Genomic DNA, 26058 nt, shown 5'->3' with positions numbered 1-26058 from the left:
AAAAACACATTAAGAGGCAAAAAATGAGCGCAGAAAAAACGACGATTCCCGGTCAGATCATGACGATGCCACTGACGGTGACTAGCATTTTCCGTCATGGCATGCGTGCGCACCCCGAGGCGGAGATTGTCTGGCGCAACTCGGACATGACGATTGATCGCTACAGCTTTGCGGATATGGGGCGACGCACCCAGCAACTGGCCCACGCTTTGACCGAACTGGGTGTGGGGCCGGGTGACCGCGTCGCGACGCTGGCCTGGAACAACAATCGGCATCTGGAACTCTATTATGCATTGGCTTGCATCGGTGCGATTTGCCACACGATCAATCCGCGCCTGCATCCCGATCAGATCGCGTTCATTATCAACGACGCCGAAGACACGCATATGTTCTTCGACACGACTTTTGCGCCGCTGATCAATGCTGTCTCGGCCCGCTGCCCCAGCGTCCAGGCCTGGTTCAGCCTGACTGGCCCGGATCAGGTGCCGCAAATGAAGACTCCCGTCAGTGACTACGAATCTCTGATCGCTGGCAAGCCCGAGGTTTATGACTGGCCCGAACTGGATGAGAGCGCGGCCATGGCGCTGTGTTACACATCTGGTACAACTGGCAATCCCAAAGGCGTTTTGTATTCCCATCGTGGGACCGTGCTGCACGCCATGGGCGTGTCCGGCGGCGACTGGCTGGCGCTCAGCTCGCGTGACGCCACTTTGCCCGTGGTGCCGATGTTCCACGCCTGTGCCTGGGGTATTCCGTATGCGGCCCTGATGAACGGCACCAAACTGGTTATGCCTGGACCGGGCATGGATCCGGCCCCGCTGCGCGAACTTATGGACGACGAAGAGGTCACGATGATCTCGGGTGTGCCGACTGTCTGGCTAGGTTTGTTCGAATATCTGGATCAGCAGGGCGCCACGCTAAAAACGGTCAAACGCGCTATGATGGGAGGTTCCGCTGCGCCACTGTCTCTGATCGAGCAGATCGAAAAAGGCCACGGGATCGACGTGGTGCATGGCTGGGGCATGACCGAGCTGAGCCCGGTCGGGACGCTTTCGGTGCCCAAATGGGGCGAGGATAAACTGCCAATCGACGACCGCCTTGCGCTGAAAACCAAACAGGGCCGTGCGCTTTATGGGGTCGAGATGCGCATCGTTAATGACGAAGGTGAGTTGTTGCCGCATGACGGCGTCGCCTCTGGCATGTTGCAGGTTCGCGGTCACTGGGTTGCTGAAAGCTATTGGGGCGGGGCCGGTGCTGATGCCTTTACCGAGGACGGTTGGTTCATCACCGGAGATGTCGCGGCGATCGACCCGAAAGGCTATCTGCGCCTGACCGACCGAACCAAGGATGTCGTCAAATCGGGCGGCGAGTGGATTTCCTCGATCGATCTGGAGAACATCGCCATGAGCCACCCGGATATTCTGGAGGCTGCCTGTATCGCCGCCAAACACCGTAAATGGGATGAACGCCCGTTGATCGTTGCTGTCAAGCGTGAGGGATCGGATGTCAGCCGCGAGGACATTCTGGCGCTGTATGACGGCCAGATCGCCAAATGGTGGACGCCCGACGACGTGGTGTTCCACGCCGAGCTTCCGCACACCGCGACCGGCAAAATTTCAAAGCTGCATCTGCGTGAGCAATACGCCGACTACAAGCTGCCCACTGACATTTAAAATTTCCTTCAAGGATCAATCTAATGCGTTCTGCTGTAATCGTCTCGACCGCCCGTACTGCAATTGGCAAAGCCTTTCGTGGTGCTTTCAACGACACTCACCCCGCCGTTTATGGTGGCCATGCCGTCGCCGAGGCGGTCAAACGCGCCGGTGTTGACCCGTCTGAAATTGAGGACGTGATCATCGGCAATGCCGTCCCCGAAGGTGCAAACGGCGGAAATCTGGGTCGTCAGGTCGCCATGCGCGCCGGTCTGCCCGTGACCGCATCGGGCCAGACCATCAATCGGTTCTGCTCGTCCGGTCTTGAGGCCCTGACGCGCGCCTGTTCTCGGGTCATGGTGGACGGCTGTGACGTTGTCGTTGGCGGCGGAGTAGAAAGCATTTCGCTGGTGATGGGTCGCGATAACACCTATCGCCTGAAAGAGGACTGGATCGCGCAGAACATTCGTGGGTTCTACGATCCGATGATCCAGACCGCCGATACTGTGGCCGAACGCTATGGTATCAGCCGCGAAGCGCAGGATGCGTTTGCCCTGCAATCGCAGCAGCGCACCGCCGCGGCGCAGGCTGCGGGCAAGTTTGATGACGAGATCGTGCCAATCACGGTCACCAAGGCAAACAAGAACAAGGAAACTGGCGAGATCACCTATGAAGAGGTCACGCTGACGCAGGACGAGTGCAACCGTCCTTCGACCACGCTGGAAAGCCTGCAGGGTCTTACCCCAGTGATGGGTGAGGACAAATGGATCACGGCTGGCAACGCCTCGCAATTGTCCGACGGTGGCTCGGCGCAGGTCGTGGTGGAAGAGAAACTGGCTGAAAAGCGCGGGCTCGAGCCGTTGGGTCGCTACATGGGCTATGTCGTCGCGGGTTGTGAGCCCGATGAGATGGGTATCGGCCCGGTGTTTGCAGTGCCGACATTGCTGGAACGTAATGGCCTCAAGATGGACGATATCGGCCTTTGGGAATTGAACGAGGCCTTTGCATCGCAAGCCCTGTATTGCCGTGACAAGCTGGGCATCCCGAATGAGATCCTGAACGTCGATGGCGGCGCGATTTCCGTGGGCCACCCCTATGGTATGTCGGGCACGCGTATGGTCGGTCACGCGCTGATCGAGGGCAAGAAACGCGGCGCGAAGTACATCGTTGCCACTATGTGCATCGGCGGCGGCATGGGTGCTGCTGGTCTGTTCGAGGTTCTCTAAATGACTGCGATCAACAAAGTTGCTGTCATCGGCTCGGGCGTGATGGGGGCAGGCATTGCCGCCCATTTCGCCAATGCCGGTGCCGAAGTCGTTTTGCTGGACATCGTCCCAAAGGATGCCGAAGACCGCTCGATGTTGGCCAAAGGTGCCGTTGCACGCATGACCAAGGGCCGCGCGCCGCAACTGGCCGACCCGGCCTATGCGGCCCGGCTGACAGCGGGCAATCTGGATGATGATCTGGATCAGCTTTCGACCTGTGATTGGGTGGTCGAGGTCGTTCTGGAAGACCTCACCATCAAACACGCGCTCTATGCGAAAATTGCGCCTTTCCTTCGCGACGATGCACTACTGAGCTCGAACACCTCGACCATTCCGTTGGCCGATTTGGTCAGCCAGATGGATAACAGCCTGCGCAAGCGGTTCATCATTGTGCATTTCTTCAACCCGCCGCGCTTTATGCGCCTGATTGAACTTGTGACCGGACCGGACACAGATCCGGTTGCTGCGGAACGTGCACGTGCGTTCAGCGATGAACGCCTCGGCAAAACTGTCGTTCCCTGTAACGACCGCCCCGGGTTCATCGCTAATCGTCTGGGCGGACTGTGGATGAACGCCGCCGCCCGCGAGGCCGTGGCGCGTGGCATCACTATCGAAGAGGCTGATACAGAGCTGGCCCGTCCCTTCGGCGTGCCCGGAACGGGTGTATTCGCGTTGATGGACCTGATCGGCATCGACCTGATGGGCAAATCGCGCCTGTCTATGCGCAATCTGCTTGAGGCTGATGATCCGCAGCAATTCCATACCGACGGTCTGGAGTTGTTCGATCAGATGGCTGCCAAGGGTTTGGCCGGTCGTAAGGTTGGTGCGGGTTTCTATCGCAGATCCAAGGACAAAAATGGCAAACCAGTCGCCGAAACCGTTGATCTGGCAACGCTAGAGTATCGTGCGCAGGCTAAGGGTCCGGAATTGGCCAAAAGCTTTGGTGTCGACTTCATTGATCAGGCCGGTGATCGGTTGGCTGATTATGCCTGGGCTGTAATGGGGCCGACTTTGTCTTACGCAGTTTACTGCGTGCCCGAGATTACCGCCAACCCGGCGGATATCGATGCAGCGATGGAGCTGGGATACAATTGGCGCATGGGCCCATTCAAGTTGATCGACAAGATTGGTGCGGACAAGATTGTGGCTCGCTTGAAGGCCGAGGGTCAGGATGTGCCGCCCTTGCTGGCGCTGGCCGCTGAACGCGGCGGGATTTATTCAGGTCAGGGCCGTGACCGTAAGGTGCTGTTGCCTTCGGGCGAACAGGCAGATGTGCCGCGTGGGCCCGGGGTGATCTTTGCATCTGATCTGACGGTTGCTCCTGTGTTCCAGGCCGATGCTGTTGTGCTGCGCGATATGGGTGATGGTGTCGCTCTGCTGACGATCACCGCACCTAATGCGGCTTTGGACGATCAGGTGATGACAGGTGTGAGCGAAGCACTGGACGTCGTGGCCCGAGATTTCAAAGCGATGGTCATCGGGTCGGACGGCAACCACTTTTCGGTGGGCGCAAACCTGAAAAAAGCGCTGGATCGTGCTGATGCGGGGGAATTGGTTCTAGTCGAAGAGCAATTGGCCATCGGTCAGGCCACGATGCGCAAGATCAAGTACGCGCCGTTCCCGGTTGTCTCGGCCGCCTGTGGGCTTGCCCTTGGCGGCGGCTGCGAAATCCTAATGCATTCGGATCGGGTTATGGCCGCTTTGGAAAGCAATATCGGATTGGTCGAGGCCAATGTTGGTCTGCTGCCCGCATGGGGCGGAACAACCGCGCTGTTGCTGCTCAAGGCTGCGGAACTTGGTGATGCCGTCCAAGGGGCCGAGGCTGCGTTCGACGTGATTTCAGTCGCTTTGATGGCCGGCTCTGCCCCTATGGCGCAGCATGCGGGTTACTTGCGGAAAACCGATGGCGTGGTGATGAACCGCGACCGCCTTTTGGCCGAAGCCAAGGTGGCGGCTCTGGCGTTGGTCGACGGGTACAAACCCGCGCCCAAGGCTGAGATCACACTGGATGCCGCAGCTATCAACGCCGCGTTGGAGCCAAAGCTGGCCGCACTGGCCGAGGCTATGCCAGACGCGCCCTACACGGTCGAGATTGCGTGTGAAACGGCGCACGTACTGGCCGGGGGTGAGGGCGGCGTTCTGGATGAAGAAGCGCTGCACAGGCTGGAAGCCGAAGGCATGATGCGCTTGATCCGACAGGATAAGACACTCGAACGGATGCGCCACACCATGACGACCGGCAAGCCGCTTAAAAACTGAGGGACCATAGGTATGGACTATCAACTCCCGCAGCGGGACATTACTTTTCTGTTGGACGAGGTTCTTGACCTCGACAAGACGCTGGCACTGCCTGGGTATGAGCATTGCGACAAAGATACGTTCTTTGCGGTCGTTGACGCGATCAACGGCTTTGTGCGCGACAATCTGGCAACGTGCAATGAGGCGGGCGACAGCCCGGGCGCACGGCTTGAAGATGGTAAAGTCTATGCCGCGCCCGGTTTTGGCGATGCCTACAAGGTATTCTGCGAAGACGGCTGGAACGCGCTGGCGCTGGAAGAAGAATATGGCGGCCAACAACTGCCCTTCGTCCTGCATGCTGCCCTGCGTGAAGGGATGGCCGGAACCAATCTGGCTTTTGCCCTGATCCACGAACTGAACTTTGGCGTTGTCGAAGCTTTGATGGCCTATGGCTCGGACGAACAAAAGGCGGTCTACTGCCCTCAGCTGACGTCCGGCAACTGGGCCGGGACCATGAACCTGACCGAGCCGCATTGCGGCACCGATCTGGGCCTGATCCGCACCAAGGCCGTTCGAAATGATGACGGATCTTATGCCATCACCGGCAACAAGATCTTCATCACCTGGGGCGACCATGACATGTCGGAAAATGTCGCCCATCTGATCCTCGCACGGGTCGAGGGCGCTGAGCCTGGACCGCGTGGACTGTCCCTGTTTTTGGCGCCGAAATACATGCTGGATACAGATAACAACACGACGGACGAGCAGAACACGATCACCATTGCCGGGATCGAGAACAAGATGGGTATCCACGGCTCACCCACCTGCGCCATTTCGTTCGAGGACACCAAGGCCTGGATCGTCGGCGACGAGGGTAAAGGTCTGGCCGCAATGTTCGTAATGATGAACGCCGCGCGCCTGTCGGTCGGCCTGCAAGGGTTGGGCGTAGCTGAGGCCGCTGTACAAACCGCGTCGGCATATGCCCACGAACGCCGTCAGGGTCGCGCAGACGGGGAACCTTTGAACCCGAACGGTCCTGCGGATCCGCTGATTGCCCATGCGGACGTACGCCGCCGCCTGCTGACCGCCCAGGGCGAAATGGACGCTGCCCGTGCGCTGGCTTATTTCGGAGCGGGCCTGTTGGATGAAGTTCATCGTGCCGCAACGCCCGAGCAGCGCAAAGTTGCAGACGCGCGCCTTTCGCTACTGACGCCGGTCATCAAGTCCTACCTTTCGGACATGGGATCGCGAATGGCGAATGAGGCTGTGCAGATGCATGGCGGGCATGGCTTCATCAAAGATTATGGCATCGAACAGTTGGTGCGTGATGTGCGGATCACCGAAATCTACGAAGGTACCAATGCCGTTCAGGCCCGCGATCTGGTTATGCGCAAGGTGCGCGGCGACAATGGTGCCGTCATCAAGGGTCTGGTGGCCGATATGCTGGACGAGGCGGGCAAATTGGGCAACGACCTCTCTGACTTAGAGAAAAGCTTGCGCGATGCGGCATCCCGGCTTGGACGTTCGACGGATTGGGTGCTGGGCACAGCGCAAGGTGACGTGCTGTCCGGGGCCTGTGACTATCTTGAAATTGTAGCCCTCAGTGTATCGGCCTGGATGTCTGCACGGATTGCACGGGTGGCCAAGGCTGCAGCGGGCGCTCAATCGCCAGAGTACTATGCGGATCGGGTGGATGCAGCGCGCGCCTTTATGGCGCGGGCATTGCCCCGTGCTGTCAGCAACGAATTGATCATGCAGGCCGGTGAACCCAGCGTTGTATGTCGGGCTGATCGCTGTCTGTAACCCCTCCTTTTTCACAGACAGCGGTGCTAAAGGGCGTTCTGGAAACAGGGCGCCCTTTTTGCGTTTCTTGACCCAAATCGAGCTCCGTTGAGCGGTCAGCAGTAGAATTTCGGGAACGGGCACTAAAGGCAGGTATAGTCTTGAAAACCCACAACCTTGTACAACTTTATATGCATTCAAAGGGCGAAGATGTCGTTCTGCCCGGCTCGGACCCGGATCGGTATGAAACGCTGTTAGAACGGACAACCGAGTAGATGAGATTTGCCGACGAAAACGGGTATGCCGGGTTTTGCATGACCGAGCATCATTTTCAGATGGAAGGGATCGAAACCACGACCAATCCGCCTTTGTGGAATATGCACATCGCTGCAAACACCAAAAACCCGATGGTGGGGCAGGTGGGTATGGCGCTGACGGCGCATCACCCGATGCGTCTGGCCGAGGATCTGGCAACGATCGATCACGTGCCCGGTGGCCGACTGTTCTGTGGTTTTGGTTGGGACAACACGCCGCGCTGGCTGAATACACTGGCGTGGCATCTTTATATCATCACAATCCAATCTTACCATCGGATCGACCGAAGCGCAGGCCGGGCAGCACTACCGCGTTTTTGAGGAATTGTTCATTTTCGCCCCTAACGCCCCGCCATATTATGTGCCGATGTGGCGGGTCTGGAAAGGCGCCGTGTACCAGGTGATCGATCAGGTTGGTGCGTTGAAAGAGAAACACGGGACCAAGGAATTCGTCGTCTGGCATCACGTCGGTTACTTCACGCAGGATGAAGATCTTGAGATCATGAACAACTACGCCAAAGTCATCACGGCGTTTTCCTGACCCGCGGCAATAGGGGCAACAACGCCCAAGCCGCGGTACTAGTCGGTGGCTTGCCGAATGCAGGTTTCTTACTAACAGGCGAGGATTGGTCGGCTCTGGTCAATCAGCCGCTCAAGGGTAGCCAATCCCGGCGTAGTGCCAGTTAGAAGGTCTTGACACAGGCGTTCTAATATCGCTTGTATACTAATGAAAATGGATGAAGAAAGCACGACGGCCGAACGATTTCTTGGCGTGCTTTTTTGATCCAAATATGAACCGGAAATCACACGCTAAATGGGGGATCAGATGGCTGACGCACCAAAAGACACACCGGAACAGGGTCGCACACTAATCCGTAACATCGGTCTGCTTCTGACCGGTGATCTGGAATCGCCTATTGCCGACAGTGATTGCCTTCTCATCGAAGACGGAGTGATTGTGGGCCTTGAGGCCGGCGACGCGGATCGCGTCATTGACGCCTCTGGTTGTGCGGTCGCACCGGGCCTGATTGATGGCCATTGCCACCCGGTTTTCGGCGATTGGACCCCGCGCCAAAGCCAGATTGGCTGGATCGAAATGAATGTTAACGGCGGCGTCACAAGCTTTGTTTCCGCCGGCGAAGTACATCTGCCTGGTCGCCCCAAGGATGCCGAAGGCGTCAAGGCTTTGGCGATGGTGGCACAACGTTGCTATTCAAATTTCCGCCCGTCCGGTGCCAAGGTTTTGGCAGGAGCGCCAGTGCCCGAACTTGATTTTGATCGCGATTTCTATGCGGCAATAAAGGCGGCCGGTATCCGGCATATTGGAGAGATCGGCCTTGGGACAGTTGCCAAAGGTCCCGACGCGGCCCGCGTCACCGGCTGGTGTCGGGAATTGGGAATAGAAACCATTATGCATACTGGCGGCCCTTCGATTGCGGGCTCTCACGATGTTCGAGCAGCAGATGTGCTAGAGGCGCAACCGGACGTAGTCAGTCATATCAATGGCGGACCAACCTCAATTTCTCAGGATGAAATCCGAGAGCTTTGCCGTCACGCGAAAGGAGCGCTTGAAGCGGTACACAATGGCAACGAGAAATCGGTACTTGTGACACTGGAAGGCGCTCTGGCCGAAGGTCGCCTTGCCGATTTTCTGATTGGAACAGATGCCCCAGCGGGGTCCGGCGTACAGCCGAACGGAATGCTGCGAATGGCAACTCTGCTGGCCAGTATTGGCGGATTGCCTGCCGAACAGGCGTGGTGCTGTGGCACCGGAAACGTGGCAAAGAGACGGGATCTTGCACAAGGGATCGTCGCACCAGGCCGCCCAGCCGATTTGGTGTTCATGGACCGCCCTGAAGGATCGGACGGTAAGAACGTTTTGGAAGGCATGGCCGTCGGTAACATCCCCGGAGTTGGGGCTGTTATGATCGATGGTAAGATGCGTACCGGACGGTCGCGCTCGACCCCTCCTGCAGCGCGCGTACCTGTACTTTAAAGGCACGGGAAACGTAGGTTTGAAGCCTAAGCCCGGCCGCCAGATTGGCGGTCGGGCTTAGGGCTTTACCAACAGTACGAACTTGGATTGTCTGCTACTGACGCTAAATGCCCCTTGCCGAGGGTACGTCTACGGCAGGTTGCGTTTTATCGTTTTGGCAAAATCACAAGTTTTGGGGGGGCGGATTTGGCCCCCCCCCCTTGATCGTTTAAAGCGCCGCTTCGCTGCCCAGAACGGTCGTGAACTCGTTCGAGAACGTGCCGCCGTTGCCATGGGCAATCGCAATATTAACATCATCGATCTGACGATTGCCGCCGTCGCCCCGTATCTGGGTAGCCGCCTCGATCAAGCAGAACAGGCCGTACATGCCGGGGTGAACACAGCTTAGCCCACCGCCATTGGTGTTAACCGGCAGCGAGCCGCCCGGCGCGATGTTGCCATCGGCCACAAAGGCCCCGGCCTCACCTTTCTTCACAAAGCCCATGTCTTCGAGGAACAGCAGCGTGTTAATCGTGAAGGCGTCATAAAGCTCGACGACGTCAACGTCTTTGGTAGTGACGCCGGCCATCTCGAACGCACGTTTCGAACTTTCGGTGGCACAGGTTGTGGTCAGCGTTGCCGCCTGACTGATCTCACGGTGGGAAATGGCATTGCCGCCGCCCAGGAAATAGGCGGGTTTTTCCTGATAATCCTTTGCGCGGTCGGCTGAGGTCACGATTATCGCGGCACCGCCATCCGACATCAGGCAGCAATCCAGAACGGCCAGTGGATCGGCAACCATGGGCGAGTTCAGATACTCCTCCATCGTCAGGTCATCCTGCATTGTCGCATCGGGGTTCAGCTGGGCCCATTTCCGGGCCGAGATGGCGACATGCCCGAAATGCTCTTTGGGGACGTTGAACTCGTGCATATAGCGTTGCGCGGTGAAGGCATATCCCGGCACCGGCACCATTGGTTCATAGGCGCGTTCCCATTGCGGGGTTTCGATCAACCCGTTGAGATCGCGCGCGGATTTCGCGTTCGAGCCGTAGCAGATCAGCACGTTCTTACACAAGCCCGCCTGAATCGCCATGGTCGCTTCGACCAGATAGGACATGAAGGACGATCCGCCCACCATGTCCGAGTTCGCCCAGGTTGGCTTGATGCCCAGATACTCGGCGATCGAAAGGGTGGGGAAGAAGTGGTAGAAGGTGCCGCCACAGACGCCGTCGATCTCGGACAGGTCCATGCCTGCATCGGTCAGCGCGTTCTGCGTTGCTTTGGCAATCAGTTCCATTGGTGAGGTGTTTGGCGTTTTGCCCAGGCCCCAATAGCCTTTGCCAACGATTGCGGATTTGCCGCGAAGTGCATGTGCCATGATTGAATTCCTTATTCCGCGGGCTTGAAGAACACGGCGGCTTCGCCGGATTTTGCGTTGGGTCCGAAGTCGGGGGTCATGACAACGGCCTGCACTTTCATACCGATGTTGATCGCTTCGTTGTCCACGTCCAACAGGCGGCTGAACATGCGAGGACCTTCGTCTAAATCAATTAGTACGTTGTTGATGTCACCACCGTATTTTGCCGGACGCCGGATGATGGTCGAGGCAAAGACAGTGCCGCGGCCCGAGGCTTCGACCCACTCCAGATCGTCTGCTCCGGTACTAGGGGACAGAGCGCGTGGGTAGAAGTTGTATTCACCGGTAGTTTTTGAGCGCTGGATCAGAAATTTTCCAGCGGCCAGACCGGATCGGAATGCCGCGTCGGCCTGTGGGCTGGCTTCGGGAAGAGTAAAGTCAGTCATGTGTCGTCCTTGATGTTCACGCGGCAAAGATCGCCGCAGAATGCGTGGGTTCTGGATTAAGGATGCGGTGCTGCAGCAAACCGGCTTCGGGCAGGATGCGCGCCCGGACATGGGCCGCAGTGGCGCGCAACAATTCGGGTTCCGGGGCGTTGTCCGAGGCGGCCTCGAGATCCGCCCAGACGCGACCAAAATATACCAGCCCGGTCAGCCGCATATAGTCCGAGACCGACGGACCGATATCCATATAGCTTTGCATGGCTTGGGTTGCGGATTTCCAGGCGTCGATCGCATCGGCCAGCTCGACCGAGCTGGGGCCCGTTGAGGCCAAATCGGCAAAAGCCTGCGCCGCCGCACCGCCATTTGCGCGGATCGCGCGGCGGGCAACTCCGGTCGCCAGAACGCCGTTGGTGCCTTCGTAAATCGCCATGATGCGGCTGTCGCGCATGATCTGTTCAACGCGGTATTCCTTGCAGAATCCATAGCCGCCGTGGATTTGCACTGCCTGGCTTGAGGCCGCGTTGACTGCGTCGGTCGCGAATGCCTTGCAGGTCGGAGTAAGGATATCCAGCAACCCCTGATCAATGCCCAAATCCATATCCACAAAAGTGCGATAGACCATCGCTCGGCATCCCAGCGTGTAGGCGTAGATATCCAGCAACATCCGCTGAACGTCACCGTGTTTGATGATCAGCGCCGAGCCTTCTGATGTTGTGCCCTGGCGCCGACCTGCGGCATGCAAACGCGACCGCTGAAAAGCCACGTCCATTTGGCCCACGGCCTGCAGGGCCACATCCAGACGCTCGGCATTCATCATAGTGAACATGGCGGCCAGCCCCTGGCCTAACTGGCCCAACAATTCGGCCTTTGCGCCGTCGAACGCCATCTGACAGGTGGGTGAGGCATGCATCCCCATCTTTTCTTCGATCCGTACGGTCTGAACCCGGTTACGTGTCCCATCGGGTAACACGGCAGGGCAGGCGAACAGGCTGAGACCCCTGACCCCCGGTGCCGTGTCCGGAGTGCGCGCGAGCACCAGATGCAATACGTTGTCGGTATAGTCGTGATCACCGCCCGAGATGAAGATTTTGGTACCGCTGAGCACATAGCTATCACCATCCGGCGTAGCGGTCGTTTTGATCCGACCCAGATCTGACCCCGCATCCGGCTCGGTCAGGCACATCGATGCCATCCATTCGCCGGACACCAGCGACGGCAGCAGTCGCGCCTTTTGATCGTCATTGCCTGAGGCATTCAGAGTTCGAATGCAGCCTTGCGCCAGACTCAGCACCATCTCATAGGAAATACACGCGCCAGCCAGCATGTCCGCCAGAACCGCACCCAGAATGTGTGGCAATTCCTGCCCGCCATATTCTTCAGGTGCGCACAAGCCCGGCCAACCGGCATCGGCATAGCGCTTATAGGCGGCAACCATGCCCGGTGGCATCCGTACACGGCCATTTTCCAGACGCGTGCCGTGTGCCTCGCCGATCATGTCCAAAGGGGCAATTTCGGTGTTGATGAAGCGGCCTAAGGCTGGGATTACAGCCTCGGCCAGATCGTCGCTCCAACCGGGCAGCCGCTCGGGCCGACCGATATGCTTGAGGACGAATGCAATCTCGGCTTCAGAGGCGGTGTAGTCGATCATGTGGTAGCCTTTCCTGATACGATCACATCCTCGGACCCTTCATACAATCCAGTGACCGCGTCGGCCCGAAGTTCTAGCGCAAAGCGTTGATTTATATAGCCTTTATCCGTGACTTCATTCTTTTCAACCGACGGGGCGTCGTGTTCGATGCGAACGCGTTTCACGCGTGTGGCGCTGCCGGTTTGGTCGGCATTGTATGCAGCCAAACGTTCGGCAATGAAGGCGCGCACAGTCGGATCATCAGCGTAACCTGCCAATGTGTCGCCCCGTCCGGCCAGGGTTTTGCATTCATCTATGTTTAGGAACAGAAGCGCACCAATTTCGGTCCGGTTATGGCCGGTAATGACCGCATCCGAGGCAATCGGGCTAAGCGCCTGCAGTAACGCAACACGTAAGTTGCCGACGGCGACCCAAGTGCCGGTCATCAGTTTGAAGTTCTCAGAGATGCGGCCATCGAATACGATGCCCTTCGACGGGTCATCTGGATCTTGCAAACGTCCCGCGTCGCCAGTCAGGAAGTACCCTTCGTCATCAAACGCCTCGGCGGTTTTTTCGGCGTTGTTCAGATAACCTGTTGTCACATGCGGTCCGCGGACCCGCATTTCCAGCTTGCCACCATTGGGCAGAAACTTCAGCTCGGATCCCGGACCCGGGACCCCGATGACGCCAGCCTTGTCGATGGGGAAGTGCACACAGGTGGCCATCATCGCCTCAGTCAGGCCCCAGGCGCTTACAAACGGGATTTTCTCGCCACGTTCCTGCACGCCCAATTGTTCCAGACCTTCCCAAAGATGGTCGGGTAGCCCCGCACCAGAGTAAAAGATCAGATCAAGCCGCTTGAAAAAGGCGCTGCGAAAGGCTGCGTCCTCGCGCAGGACCGGCAAAAGCATGTCAAAGCCGCGTGGGACGTTGAAGAACAGAGTGGGTGATACGTCGCGTACGTTGCGAATTGTCTTTTCGATTTCACCCGGCACGGGCTTGCCATCATCGACATAGAAGCTGCCGCCGTTGCGCAGCATCATGTTGAAGTTGAAATTGCCGCCGAATGTATGGTTCCAGGGCAGCCAATCAACCACGACAGGTGGGGCGCTTTCCAGAAACGGCCAAATCTGCACCACGGCTTCTTGAGTGGCCAACATCATGCGCTGCGTAACGATCACACCCTTGGGCAACCCGGTTGAGCCAGAAGTGAACAGGATCTTGGCCGGCGTGTCATGGTCAATCGTGGCACGCGCTTGGGCAACCGGTTCGCCAGCTGTGGCTTCTAGGGCGTGCTCAAAGGTCAGTGCGCCATTGTCCGACAGCTGTTCGATGCCTTCCGAGGCGAGAAACTCAAAAGCATGGGCAAAGCCCTTGGCATCATCGGCATAGGCCATACCGGGATTTGTGGTCCTGACGATATGGCGCAGTTTGGCCAGCGACTCGTCGACCAGAGAGTAAGGAACAGAAACCGGCACCACCGGAATGCCCACATGCATAGCAGCCAGCATCAGCAGACCGTGCCGGACCGAATTGCCTGACAGAATCAAAAGTGGGCGGTCTTGAGCCAGCCCCATGCTCAGAAGAAACGCAGCCAGTGAGCGGGTTTGCGCCAAAGCCTCGGAATAGGTGACGCTGATCCATTCACCGTCTGGCCCACGTTCTGCCAGAAAAAGGCGATCAGGTGCTTCTTCGGCCCAGCGTTCCAAATATTCGGAAACACATTTTACGTCCATATCCAGCAGGTAGGGGCTGCGTAAAACAAAAGCGCCATCGCCCAGATCTTCTCGTAACACCTGTGAAGGGGCGAATTTTTTGAGATGCCCCAAGTCGTGTTCTTTTTGCCGGGCTGAAATGCTCATTTTTCCTCTCCCTGTCATCGGGTCGCACTGGGCGCGACATGATGCATATTTTGAAAATCAGGCTATCCAAAAAATTGTTAGTATGCAAATGTAATATTGATCGTTCACTAAATACCAATTCAACGGGTATGACGCATTAGGAAATCGCGCAAGACCGAAGCCTGATTTCGTTGCGTCATGGCGTTCGGGGCGCACAGGGAGACATGTAATGAAAATCGAAAACGCATCCGCAATCGTGACTGGCGGTGCCTCGGGGTTGGGGTTTGCGACGGCCGAGTATCTTGCATCATGCGGGGCGAAAGTGACCCTGTTCGACTTGCCCGGCGACAAGCTGGACGAGGCCGTAATGCGACTGGGGGCAATTGCCGCGCCTTGCGACGTCACCAATGAAGCCCAGGTTTCTGCGGCGCTGGACACGGCAATTGCGGCCAATGGTTTACCCCGTGTTGTCGTCAATTGCGCCGGCGTCACACATGGCGAACGGATCGTAGGGCGCAACGGCCCGGCGGCGCTGGACGGGTTCGCCAGAACGGTCCAGATCAACCTGATCGGCACCTTTAATGTCATGCGCCTGGCGGCTGAGCGGATCATGCAAAATGAACCGCTTGAGGATAACGAGCGGGGGATTATCATCAACACCGCGTCGGCGGCGGCTTTTGAGGGGCAGATCGGACAAGCGGCCTATTCTGCCTCGAAAGGTGGGGTCGCCAGCTTGACCTTGCCTGCGGCGCGGGAATTTGCGCGCTCGGGCGTTCGGGTCATGGCGATTGCACCGGGTATCTTCTCGACTCCGATGATGGATTTGCTGCCGCAAGAGATTCAGGACAGTCTGGGGGCCAAGGTTCCCTTCCCGTCGCGTCTTGGACGGCCGGCTGAGTTTGCGCGCTTGGCAGGGCACATGATCAAAAACACCATGCTGAACGGTGAATGCGTGCGTCTGGACGGCGCGATCCGTCTGGAACCCAAGTAAGGCTTTGCAATGGAATATACACATATCACCCCAGAGACAGACGGCCCGGTCGGTATCCTGACGCTGGACCGACCTGCCAAGTTCAATGCGATCAATCACGGGCTGCTGTTCGAGATCGAGCACTATTTCGACACCCTTCCCGATGAGATCGGCGCCGTTGTGATCCGCAGTTCCAGTCAGCATTTCTGTGCCGGGCTGGACCTGTTGGAACATTCGATGCGCGACGCCGCAGGGGCGATGCATGAATGTCGCCTGTGGCACCGGATTTTCGACAAGATCGAATGCGGCCGGGTTCCGGTTGTGGCCGCAATGAACGGCGGTGTGCTGGGCGGCGGGATGGAACTGGCAATGACCGCGCATATCCGCGTCTCGCAGCAGGACACATTCTATGAGCTGCCCGAAGGACGCCGCGCGATCTTTGTGGGTGGCGGCGCAACGGTACGTGTTGGCCGGATTCTCGGGGCCAGCCGGATGATGGAGATGATGCTGACCGGTCGCCGCTATGGCTCGGACGAAGGGTTGCAACTGGGGCTGGCGCATTATGTTGAACCGGACGGATCCGTGTTTGACAAAGCGATGGAGCTGGCCTGGCGTGTGACCGAGAATGCGCCACTGTCAAATTACATGATGATGCAGGCGATCACGCGCATCAATGACATGTCGGCCAGTGATGGCTTCTTTACCGAAAGCCTGGCTGCTGCGATTGCCCAATCCTCACCCGAAGCGCGGGCCGGGATGGAGGCGTTTCTGAACAAGACAGGAAAGCGGGACAATCAGTAAGTCCCGAGACACGCGGGATCTGGTGTGAGAGCGTTTCACCAGATCCCGGTGTAGGGCGGGGCAGAGCCCCGGTTGGTCAATCGACAAAGGCGCGTTCGACCACAAAAGTTGCAGGTTTGTTGTTCGCGCCCTCTTCCAGGCCGAACCCTTCCAGCGCGGCCTTGGTATCCTGCAGCATCGCCATCGAGCCGCAGATCATTCCGCGATCTGTTTCTGGTGAGATTAGCGGCAGGTCCAAATCATTGAACACTTTGCCCGATGCCATAAGATCGGTGATCCGACCTTTGAACGGATAGTCCTCACGCGTGAGGGTGCAATAGTGCCGCAAATTCTGTGCCATCTCGCCAACCAGCGGATCGGATTTGAGCTCCGCGACCAGATCCTTGCCATAGTCCAGTTCACCCTGTTCCCGGCAGGTATGGGTCAGGATCACTTCGTCGAACTTCTCATAGGTTTCGGGGTCGCGGATCAGCGATGCAAAAGGCGCGATGCCGGTGCCGGTCGAGAACATCCAAAGCCGTTTGCCCGGCAATAGCGCGTCATTGACCAGCGTGCCTGTGGGCTTTTTGCGCATCAAAACCGTATCACCTTCGCGAATCTTCTGCAGGTGTTCGGTCAGCGGGCCATCGGGGACTTTGATGGAATAGAACTCGATCTCTTCGTCCCAGCTGGGTGATGCGATGGAATAGGCGCGGTACACGGGTTTTTCCGCGTTCGGCAAACCAATCATCACAAACTCACCTGACCGAAACCGGAATGAAGCCGGGCGCGTGATGCGGAATTTGAACAAGCGATCAGTGTAGTGTTTCACCTCGGTCACGGTTTCGGCGAACACGCCCGCCGGAATGGGGAATTCGGTTTTGGTCATGGAATCCAGCGACATCTTGATCTCCTATTCTGCCGGGGCTTCGGACAGAAGCTCCAGTTTGCCGTCCTTGCCGTTCCAATCGTCTGCGTCAGGCATCGGGTTTTTCTTTTCGGTGATGACGGGCCACGCCTCTGCGTATTTCCCGTTTAGTTCGACCCACGTCTCCATCCCGTCCTCAGTGTCCGGGCGGATTGCGTCGGCGGGGCATTCCGGTTCACACACACCGCAGTCGATACATTCGTCGGGATGGATGACCAGTGTATTTTCCCCTTCGTAGAAACAATCTACTGGGCAAACCTCCACGCAATCGGTGAATTTGCAGTTGATGCAGTTTTCGGTGACGACGTAAGTCATGGAATGCCTATTCGTTAGTGTACGAATGAGTATTGTGAGAAGTGCGTGCCTGTCAATACGTTTCTGTACGAATGAAATTTTCCTGAGTCGGGCTCTTGACCCAAATGTGAAAAAAGTTAGTGTACTAACGAAAATGCTGCGCTTCGGCAGGGTGGCATGACTGACAAGCGGGTTGTCGAAACATCGGACTTATGCTGTTGGGGAGATGCAGGATTCGATCCCGGACACAAGTTGGCCGATCGCAGCAGAGTTTTGAAAGGTTCAACCCATGAGCACCCCCTTGCACGGACTGAAAGTGATCGAACTTGCCCGCATTCTGGCCGGGCCCTGGATCGGGCAGACATTGGCCGATCTGGGGGCGGATGTGCTCAAGGTCGAAAGCCCCGAGGGGGATGATACCCGAAAATGGGGCCCTCCGTTTATCGAACGCGATGGCGATAAGACAGCCGCTTATTTCCACGCGGCCAATCGGGGCAAGGACAGTATCGCATTGGATTTCCGGGATGCGGGTGATCGGGCCAAGTTGCTGGATCTGATCCGCGATGCGGATGTGCTGATCGAAAACTTCAAGGTCGGCGGGTTGAAGAAATTCGGCCTGGATTATGATAGCGTCAAACAGATCAACCCCGGACTTGTTTACGCATCCGTCACTGGGTTCGGTCAGGATGGGCCCTATGCCCATCGGGCGGGGTACGATTTTCTTATCCAGGGTATGAGCGGGATCATGGACCTGACAGGCGACCCCGAGGGAGAGCCGCAAAAGATCGGCGTCGCCTTTGCAGATATCTTCACGGGCCTCTACGGGGTAATCGGCATTCAGGCTGCACTTGCTGAACGAGAGCGTTCGGGGCAGGGACAACACGTGGATCTGAGCCTGCTGGATTGCATGACGGGCGTTCTGGCCAATCAGGCGATGAATTATCTGGCCTCGGGTGTGTGCCCAACGCGACTGGGTAACGCCCATCCCAATATCGTGCCTTATCAAGTGTTTCCGGTGGCGGATGGGCACATCATCATCGCCTGTGGAAACGACCGGCAATATGCAAGCCTGTGCGAAATACTGGGCCTGTCGGGGTTGATCGACGATACCCGATTCATGTCCAATGCGGACCGTGTGGAAAATCGCGCTGCGTTGACTGAATTGCTGACGAGTTCCTGTCTGAAATGGACCAAGGTCGATCTGTTGGCGGCCCTTGAACAACATGGCGTGCCCGGTGGCCCGATCAATTCAGTGCACGAGGCACTAAGCGACCCGCAGATTCAGCATCGCGAGATGCAGATTAACCCGGAGGGCGTGCCCGGTCTGCGCACTCCGATCCGGTTTTCCCGGTCTGAATTGCAGTTGGATAAGGCGTCTGCCAAACGGCCCTTCAAATCATGAGATTTTGCGCAAAATCCGAATCAGGTTGCGCTGTTCGGCGGCCGTCAGCGGCTTGAGCGTTTCGTTGGTGATCTGCTGACCAACATCCTTCATGCGCGCGACCATGGCCTCGCCTTCGGGGGATAGCGAAATCAGTGTGCGTCGCTTGTCGTCCGGATCGGGCTCGACAACCGCAAATCCCTTTTGACGCAAGCGATCAACGACCCCTTTGATCGTCGCAACATCCATTGCCGCCAGCCGCCCCAACCGGTTTTGAGAGCACTTGCCCAAATCGGCAATACGGATCAGCGCAGCAAACTGCGTGGGCGTCAGGCCGTCCAATGTGTGTGACTGGAAAATCGACGCGTGGCGCTGATTGGCCAGCCTCAAAAGGTAGCCGACCTGCTCGTCAAGCGCATAGCTTTCAATGGATTCCGTCATGACGGCTCCTGCCTGATTCAATTGTTTGTACTATAATAAACAAAGCCTAGTCCTTCCCACAAGACTAAGGTATTAGACGGCAAGATAGGTGTTTGAAATTTCTGGGTTTTCGTCGAGGTCAGCAAAGCTACCTTCAAACCGCATTTCGCCTTTTTCGATGATATAAGCCCTGTCTGACACGATGCGCGCAAAGTGCAGGTTCTGTTCACTGATCAGCACCGACAGCCCTTCTCGTTTCAGTTCTGCAATCACGCGGGCCATTTGTTCAACAATGACCGGGGCAATCCCTTCTGATGGCTCATCCAATAGGACCAGCTTGGGATTGCCCATCAACGTACGGGCGATGGTCAACATCTGTTGTTCCCCACCCGAAAGTTGCTTGCCCAGGTTCTTGCGACGCTCAGCCAGATTTGGGAACAACTCGAACAAGTGTTCCTGTGTCCATTGGGGTGCATCTGGACGTGGTTCGCGGCGTCCGACTTCGAGGTTTTCTTCGATGGTCAGATCTCCGAAAATACGACGGTCTTCGGGGACATAACCCATGCCAAGGCGACAGATCGCATGAGGGGTATTCCCCTGAACCTCGCGTTCGGCATAGCGGATGGTGCCATCAATGTGACGCACCAATCCCATGATGGACTTCATGGTGGTTGATTTGCCGGCACCATTCCGGCCCATCAGCGCAACCACCTCGTTTTCGCCGACGCTCAGCGAAACACCATTGAGGATTTGGGCACGGCCGTACCAGGCGCCAAGGTTTTTGACATCAAGCATGGGCGCTCTCCGCTTCAAAGACTGAGCCACCGCCCAGATACACCTCTTGGACCAACGGGTTGGTGCGGATTTCAGACCCTGTGCCTTCGGCGATCAACTCACCCCGGTTCAGGACCAGAATACGATGGGCATGGGCAAAAACGACATCCATGTCATGTTCGGTGAACACCACGCTTACGCCGCCTTTGGCCACGATTTCGGCAGTCAGCGCCATCAGGGCTAGCCGCTCGGATGGTGCCATGCCCGCCGTCGGTTCGTCCATCAATAGAAGGGCGGGCTCATGCGCCAGGGCAATCGCCAGTTCCAGCCTTTTCAGATCGCCATAAGCCAGTTCCGAACATGCCCGCTCGGCCTGATCCTGCATCGAGACCAGTTCCAGCAGCGCCATTGCCTCGTCCACATACATCCGCGTTGCGCGTGAAAACAGGTCAAACACCCAGCGGTGATACGAGATCAGCGCCATCTGGACATTTTCCACAACGGTCATCGACAGGAAGGTTGCCGTAATCTGGAACGTTCGACCGACACCCATACGCCATATCTTGCGCGGCGGGTGGCCGATCAGGGCCTGGCCGCGCAAGGATACGGAACCTGTATTCGGTTTTAGGTAGCCATTCAGCATGTTGAAACATGTGGTTTTGCCCGCGCCGTTGGGACCGATCAGGGCAAGGAATTCCCCTTCCTTCAGATCGAAATTCACATCCTTCACGGCCTGCACGCCGCCAAAGGATTTGGACAGGTTACGGACTTCGAGAACGTTGGTCATGCCCGGCCTCCTTTCAAGCCGCGCAGCAGGCGCTGGACACCGCCCGCAATCCCGTCAGGTGCCACTAGGACAACGATTAGAATGATGGCCCCGAAGATAAAGCGCCAGTAGTCTAACCGCGTGACCCAATCTTCGATCAGGACAAAGGCACCGGCCCCAAGGATCGGACCCGCCAGCGCGTGAATGCCACCCAGAAGAACCATGATCAGACCGTCGATGCTCAGCGCGATGCCGAGGCTGTCAGGAAAGACGCTGCCCTTTGAAAATGCAAAGACGACCCCGGCCAAACCGGCAAAGCCACCCGCCAGCACAAAGCCCATCCATTGATGAAACCGGGTATCGATGCCGATCGATTCAGCCCGGGTCTGGCTGTCGCGTATGCCGCGCAGGATATAGCCGAATGGAGAGAAGGCCACACGACGCAAAGCCCATATCCCGCCGATACATAGGACGAAGGCGATGTAGAAATAAACCTTGTCGGAGCTGGCCCATTTGGCAGGCCATACGCCAAGGATGCCATCATCCCCGCCGGTGAATTCCTGCCATTGGAACGTGACACCCCATAGGATCTGGGCTGCGGCCAAGGTCAACATGGCGAGGTAAACGCCCGACAGCCGGACACAGAACCAGCCGAAGAACAGCGCTGCTATGGCCGCGCAAACCGGGCCGAAAAGCATAGCCGAGATCATGCCGAGGCCAAGGAATTTGACCGCCATCGCCGCGCCATAGGCGCCAACGCCGAAATAAGCGGCGTGCCCAAAGCTGACCATGCCGCCAACACCCATCATAAAATGCAGCGATACGGCAAATAACGTCGCGACCATCACATCGACCATCAGGACCGAAGTGAAATCAGCAGTGAACAAGGGGCTAAGCGCCAGCACCAGCAGCGCGGCCATCAGCACCATTGCTGATTTCTGATCCATCAGCGCCAGTGGTTGGTCCGGTTCTTCCGGCGCGCCCTTTTCGCTGCCGGGTTTGCCGAACAAGCCATGGGGCCGGAAGATCAGGACAATCGCCATAATGACGAAGGGTAAAACGATTGAGATTTGCGGGAAGATCAGGATTGCAAAAGCGTTCAGGACCGAGATCAGAACCGCCGCTACAAACGCGCCGGACACGCTGCCCATACCGCCAATGACAACCACGACGAAAGCCTCACCGATGATGGACAGATCCATCTGCAGCGATACCGCCTCGCGCGGGATTTGCAGTGCGCCACCCAATCCAGCCAAGAACGAGCCCAATACGAATGCTGCCGAAAACAACCAGGCTTGGTTGACGCCTAGCGCCCCGACCATCTCGCGGTCTTGGGTCGCGGCACGCACCAGAACACCCCATCGCGTTTTGTGAAACAGCAGCCAGATGGCCAGCAATACGACCGGCCCGATAGCGATCAAGGCGAGGTCATATTCGGGAATTGGTTCACCCATGATGCGAACTGCGCTATCCAATCCCGGCGCGCGCGGGCCCAAAAGGTCCTCTGCGCCCCAGATCGCCAGCGTGCCATCCTGAAAGATCAATACGACGCCAAACGTTGCGACCAGTTGGAACAGCTCGGGGGCGTGGTAAATGCGGCGCAGGATAGTGAGTTCGATGATCAGGCCGATCACTCCGACGATCATAGCGGCCAAAATGACGCTGACCCAAAAGCCAAGGATGCTGCCGCTCCAGAGTGTGACCAGCGTGTAAGCGAGATAGGCGCCGACCATGTAGAACGAGCCATGCGCAAAGTTCACGATCCGCGTGACGCCGAAGATGATCGAAAGCCCGGATGCGATCAGGAAAAGCGAGGAAGCGTTCGCCAATCCAGTCAGTAGCTGTGCAAAATAGAACCCCATCGGGCCACCGTCCCTTGTTCGTGTTCTTTTTGTGGGGCGGGGCAGCTATTGCCCCGCCTAATTCGGCTTATTCCGCCGGACGCAAGGCTGCTGCGTCGTCTTCGCTGGGCAAGTAATCAGCCCCGTCGGCATAGGACCAATCGACCATAGTCGGTTTGCCGTCGACTGTTCCCGTCTTGCCGACATAGGCGCCCATCGTGGACTGATGGTCAGCCGCACGGAAGGTGAAAGGGCCGGTCGGGCTGCTGTCGACGGTCAGGCCCTCCATCGCGGCCAGCAGGGCGTCAGTGTCTGTGGAATCGGCCTTTTCTAGTGCTGCGGCGATGGCGAGGATCGAGTTATATCCAACGATAGAGCCGGTTTTGGGCGCTTCGCCGAACTTCTCGATATAGGCTTCAGCAAAGGCCTGGTGCTCGTCCGTTGCGATGTCGGTCGAGGGGTATCCGGTGACGATCCAACCCTCAGGAGCCTCAGCCCCCAGCGGGTCGAGGTATTCCGGTTCTCCGGTCAGCAATGATGCCACGTCGCGATCCTCGAACAGGAACCGCAGCGAACCTTCGCGAACAAATTTGGCCAGATCGCCGCCGAAGGTCACGTTGTAAATCGCATCCGGTTTCGAGGCCTCAAGTGCGCGTACGGTGGAACCCGCGTCGATCTTGAACAGCGGTGGCCATTGTTCTTCGACAAATTCTACATCGGGGCGCAATTTGGTCAGTTCGGATTTGAAGGCCTTCACCGCATCCTGCCCATAGGCGTAGTTCGGCGCGACAGTCGCCCATTTCACGGCGTCGAGCTTGGCGGCCTGTTCGGCCAGCATCGCGGCCTGCATGTGGGTCGAGGGGCGCAGACGATAGGTGTATTTGTTGCCTTTGGACCAGACAATCGCGTCGGACAGGGGCTCGGACGCGATGAACAGGACTTCTTTCTGTTTGGCAAAATCGGAAACGGCCAGACCGATATTGGACAGGAAGGTGCCAAAGATTAGAACTGCACCGTCTTTTGAGACCAGTTCCTCGGCGATCCGGATTGCGGTGGCTGGATCACCGGTATCATCCCGGCTGATCACTTCCAGTTGCTTGCCGTCGATCCCGCCTGCGGCGTTGATCTGTTCGACCGCCAGTTGCCAACCTTTCTTGTAGGGCTCGGTAAAGGCGGGCAGACGGGTATAGCTGTTTACTTCACCCAAAACGATTGTGTCCTGGGCCAGACTGACCCCAGCCGTCAAACCGGTGAAGGGCAACGCCGCAAGCGCGCCCAGTACCGTGCGTCTGATCAGATTCATTTCAAATTCCTCCCAATGATCATTGTTCACGGCCAGTTATCCCGGCTTCTTAATGTGTTGTCAGCCCTAAAGAGCGCAGCTGCTACATTCAGCGCAGCCCGTCTTTGCCTTCTGCCTCCTCATTCGTCAGTCCGCCTACACGCGGCAGCGGTCGTCCGCTGTCGGTGACCGCAACTGCCACCATAATCTCATTCGCGCGGGGCGCGTCGTTCAACTGCACTTCGATGCCGTCAAAATGGCTGCGCACATAGGCCGCGTCCTTGTGACCAAGCGGTACGTCCAGTACCTGCCCAGGACTGCCCATCTTCTTCGAAGAAGGCACCAAGGCAGCGCCCTTTTCGACCTCTTTGCGCAGTGGCGCGCCCAACTTGGGGTGCAGGATGGCGGCGGCATGTTCCAGCTCGCCATTCTCACCGACCATCGCCGATTTGCCGTAGCTTTCGGCCTGTTCCGGTGTGATGTTAAGGGCCTCGACGCAGCGGCGGCCCAGCAAAGCGCCCAACTCAGCACCAGTTTCCATCAGCGGTGTCAGATCCTCGACATATTGCCCGGCAAAGGGGTTTTCGATCACGGCCATTGCCACCGCCTTGCGTGTGGCGGGCGAGATCGGGCGCCCTGCCTCGATATGGGTTTCTTCAACGTTGACTGCGATTTTGCGGATCTTTGTCATCTTAGGCCGTCCTCTCCTTTGATGTCCCACGCCTCAAGCCCGCCCGAGCGCGAATGCACCCGCGGCCCGGTTGTCATGACCAGCGAGAAAGCCAGCTCGCCTGCGCGCGGGGCGTCATTGCAACCCACCTCCATGCTGTCGAAATGGCTGCGCACATATGAGGCGTTGATATGCGTGATCGGCACATCCAGCCGCGCACCCACGCCACCGACTTTTTTGGATGAGGGCACAATCGCGTTTGCCGTGCCTAGCAACTGGCGCATCGCATAGCCGCCGGGGGCGTGCCACAGTGCGCCGTGTTCCAGCTCGCCGCCTTCACCAACCAAAGAACCTTTGCCATAGCCTTGGACGTTTTCCGGACCGCCCAGCATGTCGATCAGGGCTTGTGCCATTTCCAGACCCAGAGGTTTGAGGTCTTCCATAAAGCCCTGAATTTCGGGTTCGTACCGCCCTGCAAACGGGTTGGCGATAACGGCCATTGCAGCCACCCGCACCAGCGGCGCGTCGGACATCGGTCCGCCTTCGTGATAAATTTCTTCAAGCGAAAACAGCTTTTTTCGCAGTTGAACGTCAGGCATATTGTGGAACCTTTTGAGTGGTTGAGATCACCAGTCGAGACGCGCCCGTCTGGCGGGAGTGGGAGCCAAGAGACAGATGGGCGGCAGAGATCAAACCGCGTCCAAGCAAGGTCTCGGCAGTATTCAGGCCGTGTGACAGGGCATCTTGAATATCTTGGGCAGAGAGTTGGCCGACAGAAACCGGAACGGGCAGGTCGCCCAAATCGCTGTCATCGCGTAGTTGATTGGCCGGAAGGCGCCGGATGGCCGGATGCCCGGGCAGATCAACCGCATTGGCGATCAGCGTCGCTGCCACATCGGCCATTGCTGCGTTGCTGGCCAACACTGTAACGCTGTCGGCGATGCCAAGGCTCAAGCTGCGCCCGCCGCGACCCGACGTGGCAATGCCGCCAATCTTGTCGCTTGCACGGATAGCAATGCGGCCCAGATCGCATCCGTTAAGCCCGCTCATTGCGATGCGATAGTCCTGACCCGAGCCCAGATAAACAGCAATATCTCCGCCATTGTTGACCAACGCGCGATCCAGAGGTGTGGCGTGAAGCATGGCCGCCAGTACTTCGTCCGCGACAGCTCCGGCAACGGCGGCCATGCGTGTAACAAACACGTTGGAATGAGGGCGCGCAGCCTCATCCATGCGGCGCGCTACCCGTCCTTGAGGGCGGGCGCATTCAGCGGTCATGGGCATTTTCAGCAACCCCAGTTCATCCACCAAGCCCTGCAGCAAGGATTGGAACCGGAACTGGGCAGCTTCGAATGCGATATCTTGCGCGCCATCTGCCTCGACGATCAGGTCGATCGGTCCGTGTTGCAGATGCAATCTGCGGCCGCAGGGCAATATGGCAGAGGTGGGGTGCATCCG

24 protein-coding genes are annotated in these 26058 nt (G+C 57.8%); 10 read left to right on the top strand and 14 right to left on the bottom strand.

Annotated features, from left to right (window positions below; translation table 11 throughout):
* Positions 1-23 precede the first annotated feature (23 nt).
* The 7 genes from AC2FIO_RS12810 (at position 24) to AC2FIO_RS12780 (ending at position 9247) form a co-directional block, all read left to right on the top strand.
* Positions 24-1673: a long-chain-fatty-acid--CoA ligase gene (locus tag AC2FIO_RS12810; RefSeq protein ID WP_496698073.1), complete on the top strand. Its 1650-nt coding sequence runs from the start codon at positions 24-26 to the stop codon at positions 1671-1673.
* A gap of 23 nt (positions 1674-1696) precedes the next feature.
* Positions 1697-2878, top strand: a complete 1182-nt coding sequence (locus tag AC2FIO_RS12805) for an acetyl-CoA C-acyltransferase (RefSeq protein WP_496698071.1) — start codon at positions 1697-1699, stop codon at positions 2876-2878.
* Positions 2879-5176 carry a 3-hydroxyacyl-CoA dehydrogenase/enoyl-CoA hydratase family protein gene (locus tag AC2FIO_RS12800; RefSeq protein ID WP_496698069.1) on the top strand — a complete coding sequence of 766 codons (2298 nt, stop codon included), beginning with the start codon at positions 2879-2881 and terminating at the stop codon, positions 5174-5176.
* 12 nt (positions 5177-5188) lie between these two features.
* Positions 5189-6958: an acyl-CoA dehydrogenase family protein gene (locus AC2FIO_RS12795; protein ID WP_496698067.1), complete on the top strand. Its 1770-nt coding sequence runs from the start codon at positions 5189-5191 to the stop codon at positions 6956-6958.
* A gap of 254 nt (positions 6959-7212) precedes the next feature.
* Positions 7213-7572 carry an LLM class flavin-dependent oxidoreductase gene (locus tag AC2FIO_RS12790; RefSeq protein WP_496698065.1) on the top strand — a complete coding sequence of 120 codons (360 nt, stop codon included), beginning with the start codon at positions 7213-7215 and terminating at the stop codon, positions 7570-7572.
* 70 nt (positions 7573-7642) lie between these two features.
* A complete protein-coding gene (locus AC2FIO_RS12785; protein WP_282119293.1) occupies positions 7643-7792 on the top strand; it encodes a hypothetical protein in 150 nt (49 codons plus the stop codon).
* Positions 7793-8077: 285 nt separating this feature from the next.
* Positions 8078-9247, top strand: coding sequence for an amidohydrolase family protein (locus tag AC2FIO_RS12780; RefSeq protein ID WP_496698063.1), 1170 nt, complete (start codon positions 8078-8080; stop codon positions 9245-9247).
* 208 nt (positions 9248-9455) lie between these two features.
* On the opposite strand, the gene AC2FIO_RS12775 is transcribed toward AC2FIO_RS12780, so the two are convergent.
* From AC2FIO_RS12775 to AC2FIO_RS12760, 4 genes are read right to left on the bottom strand one after another with little or no spacing between them, the layout of a single operon-like run.
* Positions 9456-10604: an acetyl-CoA acetyltransferase gene (locus AC2FIO_RS12775; RefSeq protein WP_108859576.1), complete on the bottom strand. Its 1149-nt coding sequence runs from the start codon at positions 10602-10604 to the stop codon at positions 9456-9458.
* A gap of 11 nt (positions 10605-10615) precedes the next feature.
* Positions 10616-11029 (bottom strand): Zn-ribbon domain-containing OB-fold protein, encoded by a 414-nt coding sequence (locus tag AC2FIO_RS12770; RefSeq protein WP_496698061.1) that lies wholly within the window; start codon positions 11027-11029, stop codon positions 10616-10618.
* Between the two features lie 16 nt (positions 11030-11045).
* Positions 11046-12674 carry an acyl-CoA dehydrogenase family protein gene (locus AC2FIO_RS12765; protein ID WP_496698059.1) on the bottom strand — a complete coding sequence of 543 codons (1629 nt, stop codon included), beginning with the start codon at positions 12672-12674 and terminating at the stop codon, positions 11046-11048.
* Positions 12671-14515, bottom strand: coding sequence for a feruloyl-CoA synthase (locus AC2FIO_RS12760; protein WP_496698057.1), 1845 nt, complete (start codon positions 14513-14515; stop codon positions 12671-12673). Before AC2FIO_RS12760 ends, AC2FIO_RS12765 begins: the two co-directional genes overlap by 4 nt.
* Positions 14516-14723: 208 nt before the next feature.
* On the opposite strand from AC2FIO_RS12760, the gene AC2FIO_RS12755 reads away from it, so the two are divergent.
* Entirely contained in the window at positions 14724-15485 is a 762-nt protein-coding gene (locus AC2FIO_RS12755; RefSeq protein ID WP_496698055.1) for an SDR family NAD(P)-dependent oxidoreductase, read from the top strand.
* Between the two features lie 9 nt (positions 15486-15494).
* A complete protein-coding gene (locus tag AC2FIO_RS12750) occupies positions 15495-16265 on the top strand; it encodes a crotonase/enoyl-CoA hydratase family protein (protein WP_496698053.1) in 771 nt (256 codons plus the stop codon).
* Positions 16266-16341: 76 nt separating this feature from the next.
* On the opposite strand, the gene AC2FIO_RS12745 is transcribed toward AC2FIO_RS12750, so the two are convergent.
* Together AC2FIO_RS12745 and fdxA are read right to left on the bottom strand one after the other, a co-directional pair.
* Positions 16342-17148, bottom strand: a complete 807-nt coding sequence (locus AC2FIO_RS12745; protein WP_496698051.1) for a ferredoxin--NADP reductase — start codon at positions 17146-17148, stop codon at positions 16342-16344.
* Positions 17149-17157: 9 nt separating this feature from the next.
* A complete protein-coding gene (gene fdxA / locus AC2FIO_RS12740; RefSeq protein WP_282119302.1) occupies positions 17158-17487 on the bottom strand; it encodes a ferredoxin FdxA in 330 nt (109 codons plus the stop codon).
* A gap of 268 nt (positions 17488-17755) precedes the next feature.
* On the opposite strand from fdxA, the gene AC2FIO_RS12735 reads away from it, so the two are divergent.
* Positions 17756-18868 (top strand): CaiB/BaiF CoA transferase family protein, encoded by a 1113-nt coding sequence (locus AC2FIO_RS12735; RefSeq protein ID WP_496698049.1) that lies wholly within the window; start codon positions 17756-17758, stop codon positions 18866-18868.
* Here AC2FIO_RS12735 and AC2FIO_RS12730 read toward each other — a convergent pair.
* The 8 genes from AC2FIO_RS12730 to AC2FIO_RS12695 all read right to left on the bottom strand — a co-directional run bounded on the left by AC2FIO_RS12730 (position 18863) and on the right by AC2FIO_RS12695 (position 26055).
* Positions 18863-19288, bottom strand: coding sequence for a MarR family winged helix-turn-helix transcriptional regulator (locus AC2FIO_RS12730; RefSeq protein ID WP_108859585.1), 426 nt, complete (start codon positions 19286-19288; stop codon positions 18863-18865). The two genes, AC2FIO_RS12735 and AC2FIO_RS12730, sit on opposite strands and share 6 nt — an antisense overlap.
* A gap of 72 nt (positions 19289-19360) precedes the next feature.
* Positions 19361-20062 (bottom strand): ABC transporter ATP-binding protein, encoded by a 702-nt coding sequence (locus AC2FIO_RS12725; RefSeq protein WP_496698047.1) that lies wholly within the window; start codon positions 20060-20062, stop codon positions 19361-19363.
* Positions 20055-20828, bottom strand: coding sequence for an ABC transporter ATP-binding protein (locus tag AC2FIO_RS12720; RefSeq protein WP_496698045.1), 774 nt, complete (start codon positions 20826-20828; stop codon positions 20055-20057). The genes AC2FIO_RS12725 and AC2FIO_RS12720 overlap by 8 nt, the downstream gene beginning before the upstream one ends.
* Positions 20825-22669, bottom strand: coding sequence for an ABC transporter permease (locus AC2FIO_RS12715; protein ID WP_282119305.1), 1845 nt, complete (start codon positions 22667-22669; stop codon positions 20825-20827). Before AC2FIO_RS12715 ends, AC2FIO_RS12720 begins: the two co-directional genes overlap by 4 nt.
* Before the next feature lie 67 nt (positions 22670-22736).
* Positions 22737-23951 carry an ABC transporter substrate-binding protein gene (locus tag AC2FIO_RS12710; RefSeq protein ID WP_496698042.1) on the bottom strand — a complete coding sequence of 405 codons (1215 nt, stop codon included), beginning with the start codon at positions 23949-23951 and terminating at the stop codon, positions 22737-22739.
* Positions 23952-24039: 88 nt separating this feature from the next.
* Positions 24040-24621 carry an amino acid synthesis family protein gene (locus AC2FIO_RS12705; protein ID WP_496698040.1) on the bottom strand — a complete coding sequence of 194 codons (582 nt, stop codon included), beginning with the start codon at positions 24619-24621 and terminating at the stop codon, positions 24040-24042.
* On the bottom strand, positions 24618-25199 hold the full coding sequence (locus AC2FIO_RS12700) for an amino acid synthesis family protein (RefSeq protein ID WP_496698038.1): 582 nt from the start codon (positions 25197-25199) through the stop codon (positions 24618-24620). Before AC2FIO_RS12700 ends, AC2FIO_RS12705 begins: the two co-directional genes overlap by 4 nt.
* Complete coding sequence (locus AC2FIO_RS12695) at positions 25192-26055, bottom strand: UPF0280 family protein (protein WP_496698036.1); 864 nt, start codon at positions 26053-26055, stop codon at positions 25192-25194. Before AC2FIO_RS12695 ends, AC2FIO_RS12700 begins: the two co-directional genes overlap by 8 nt.
* Between the last annotated feature and the right edge of the window lie 3 nt (positions 26056-26058).

It is taken from the genome of Ruegeria sp. CDSB086 (assembly GCF_059611065.1).
The sequence above is the reverse complement of the archived record's forward strand: the minus strand, read 5'-3'. Positions and strand labels throughout refer to the sequence as shown.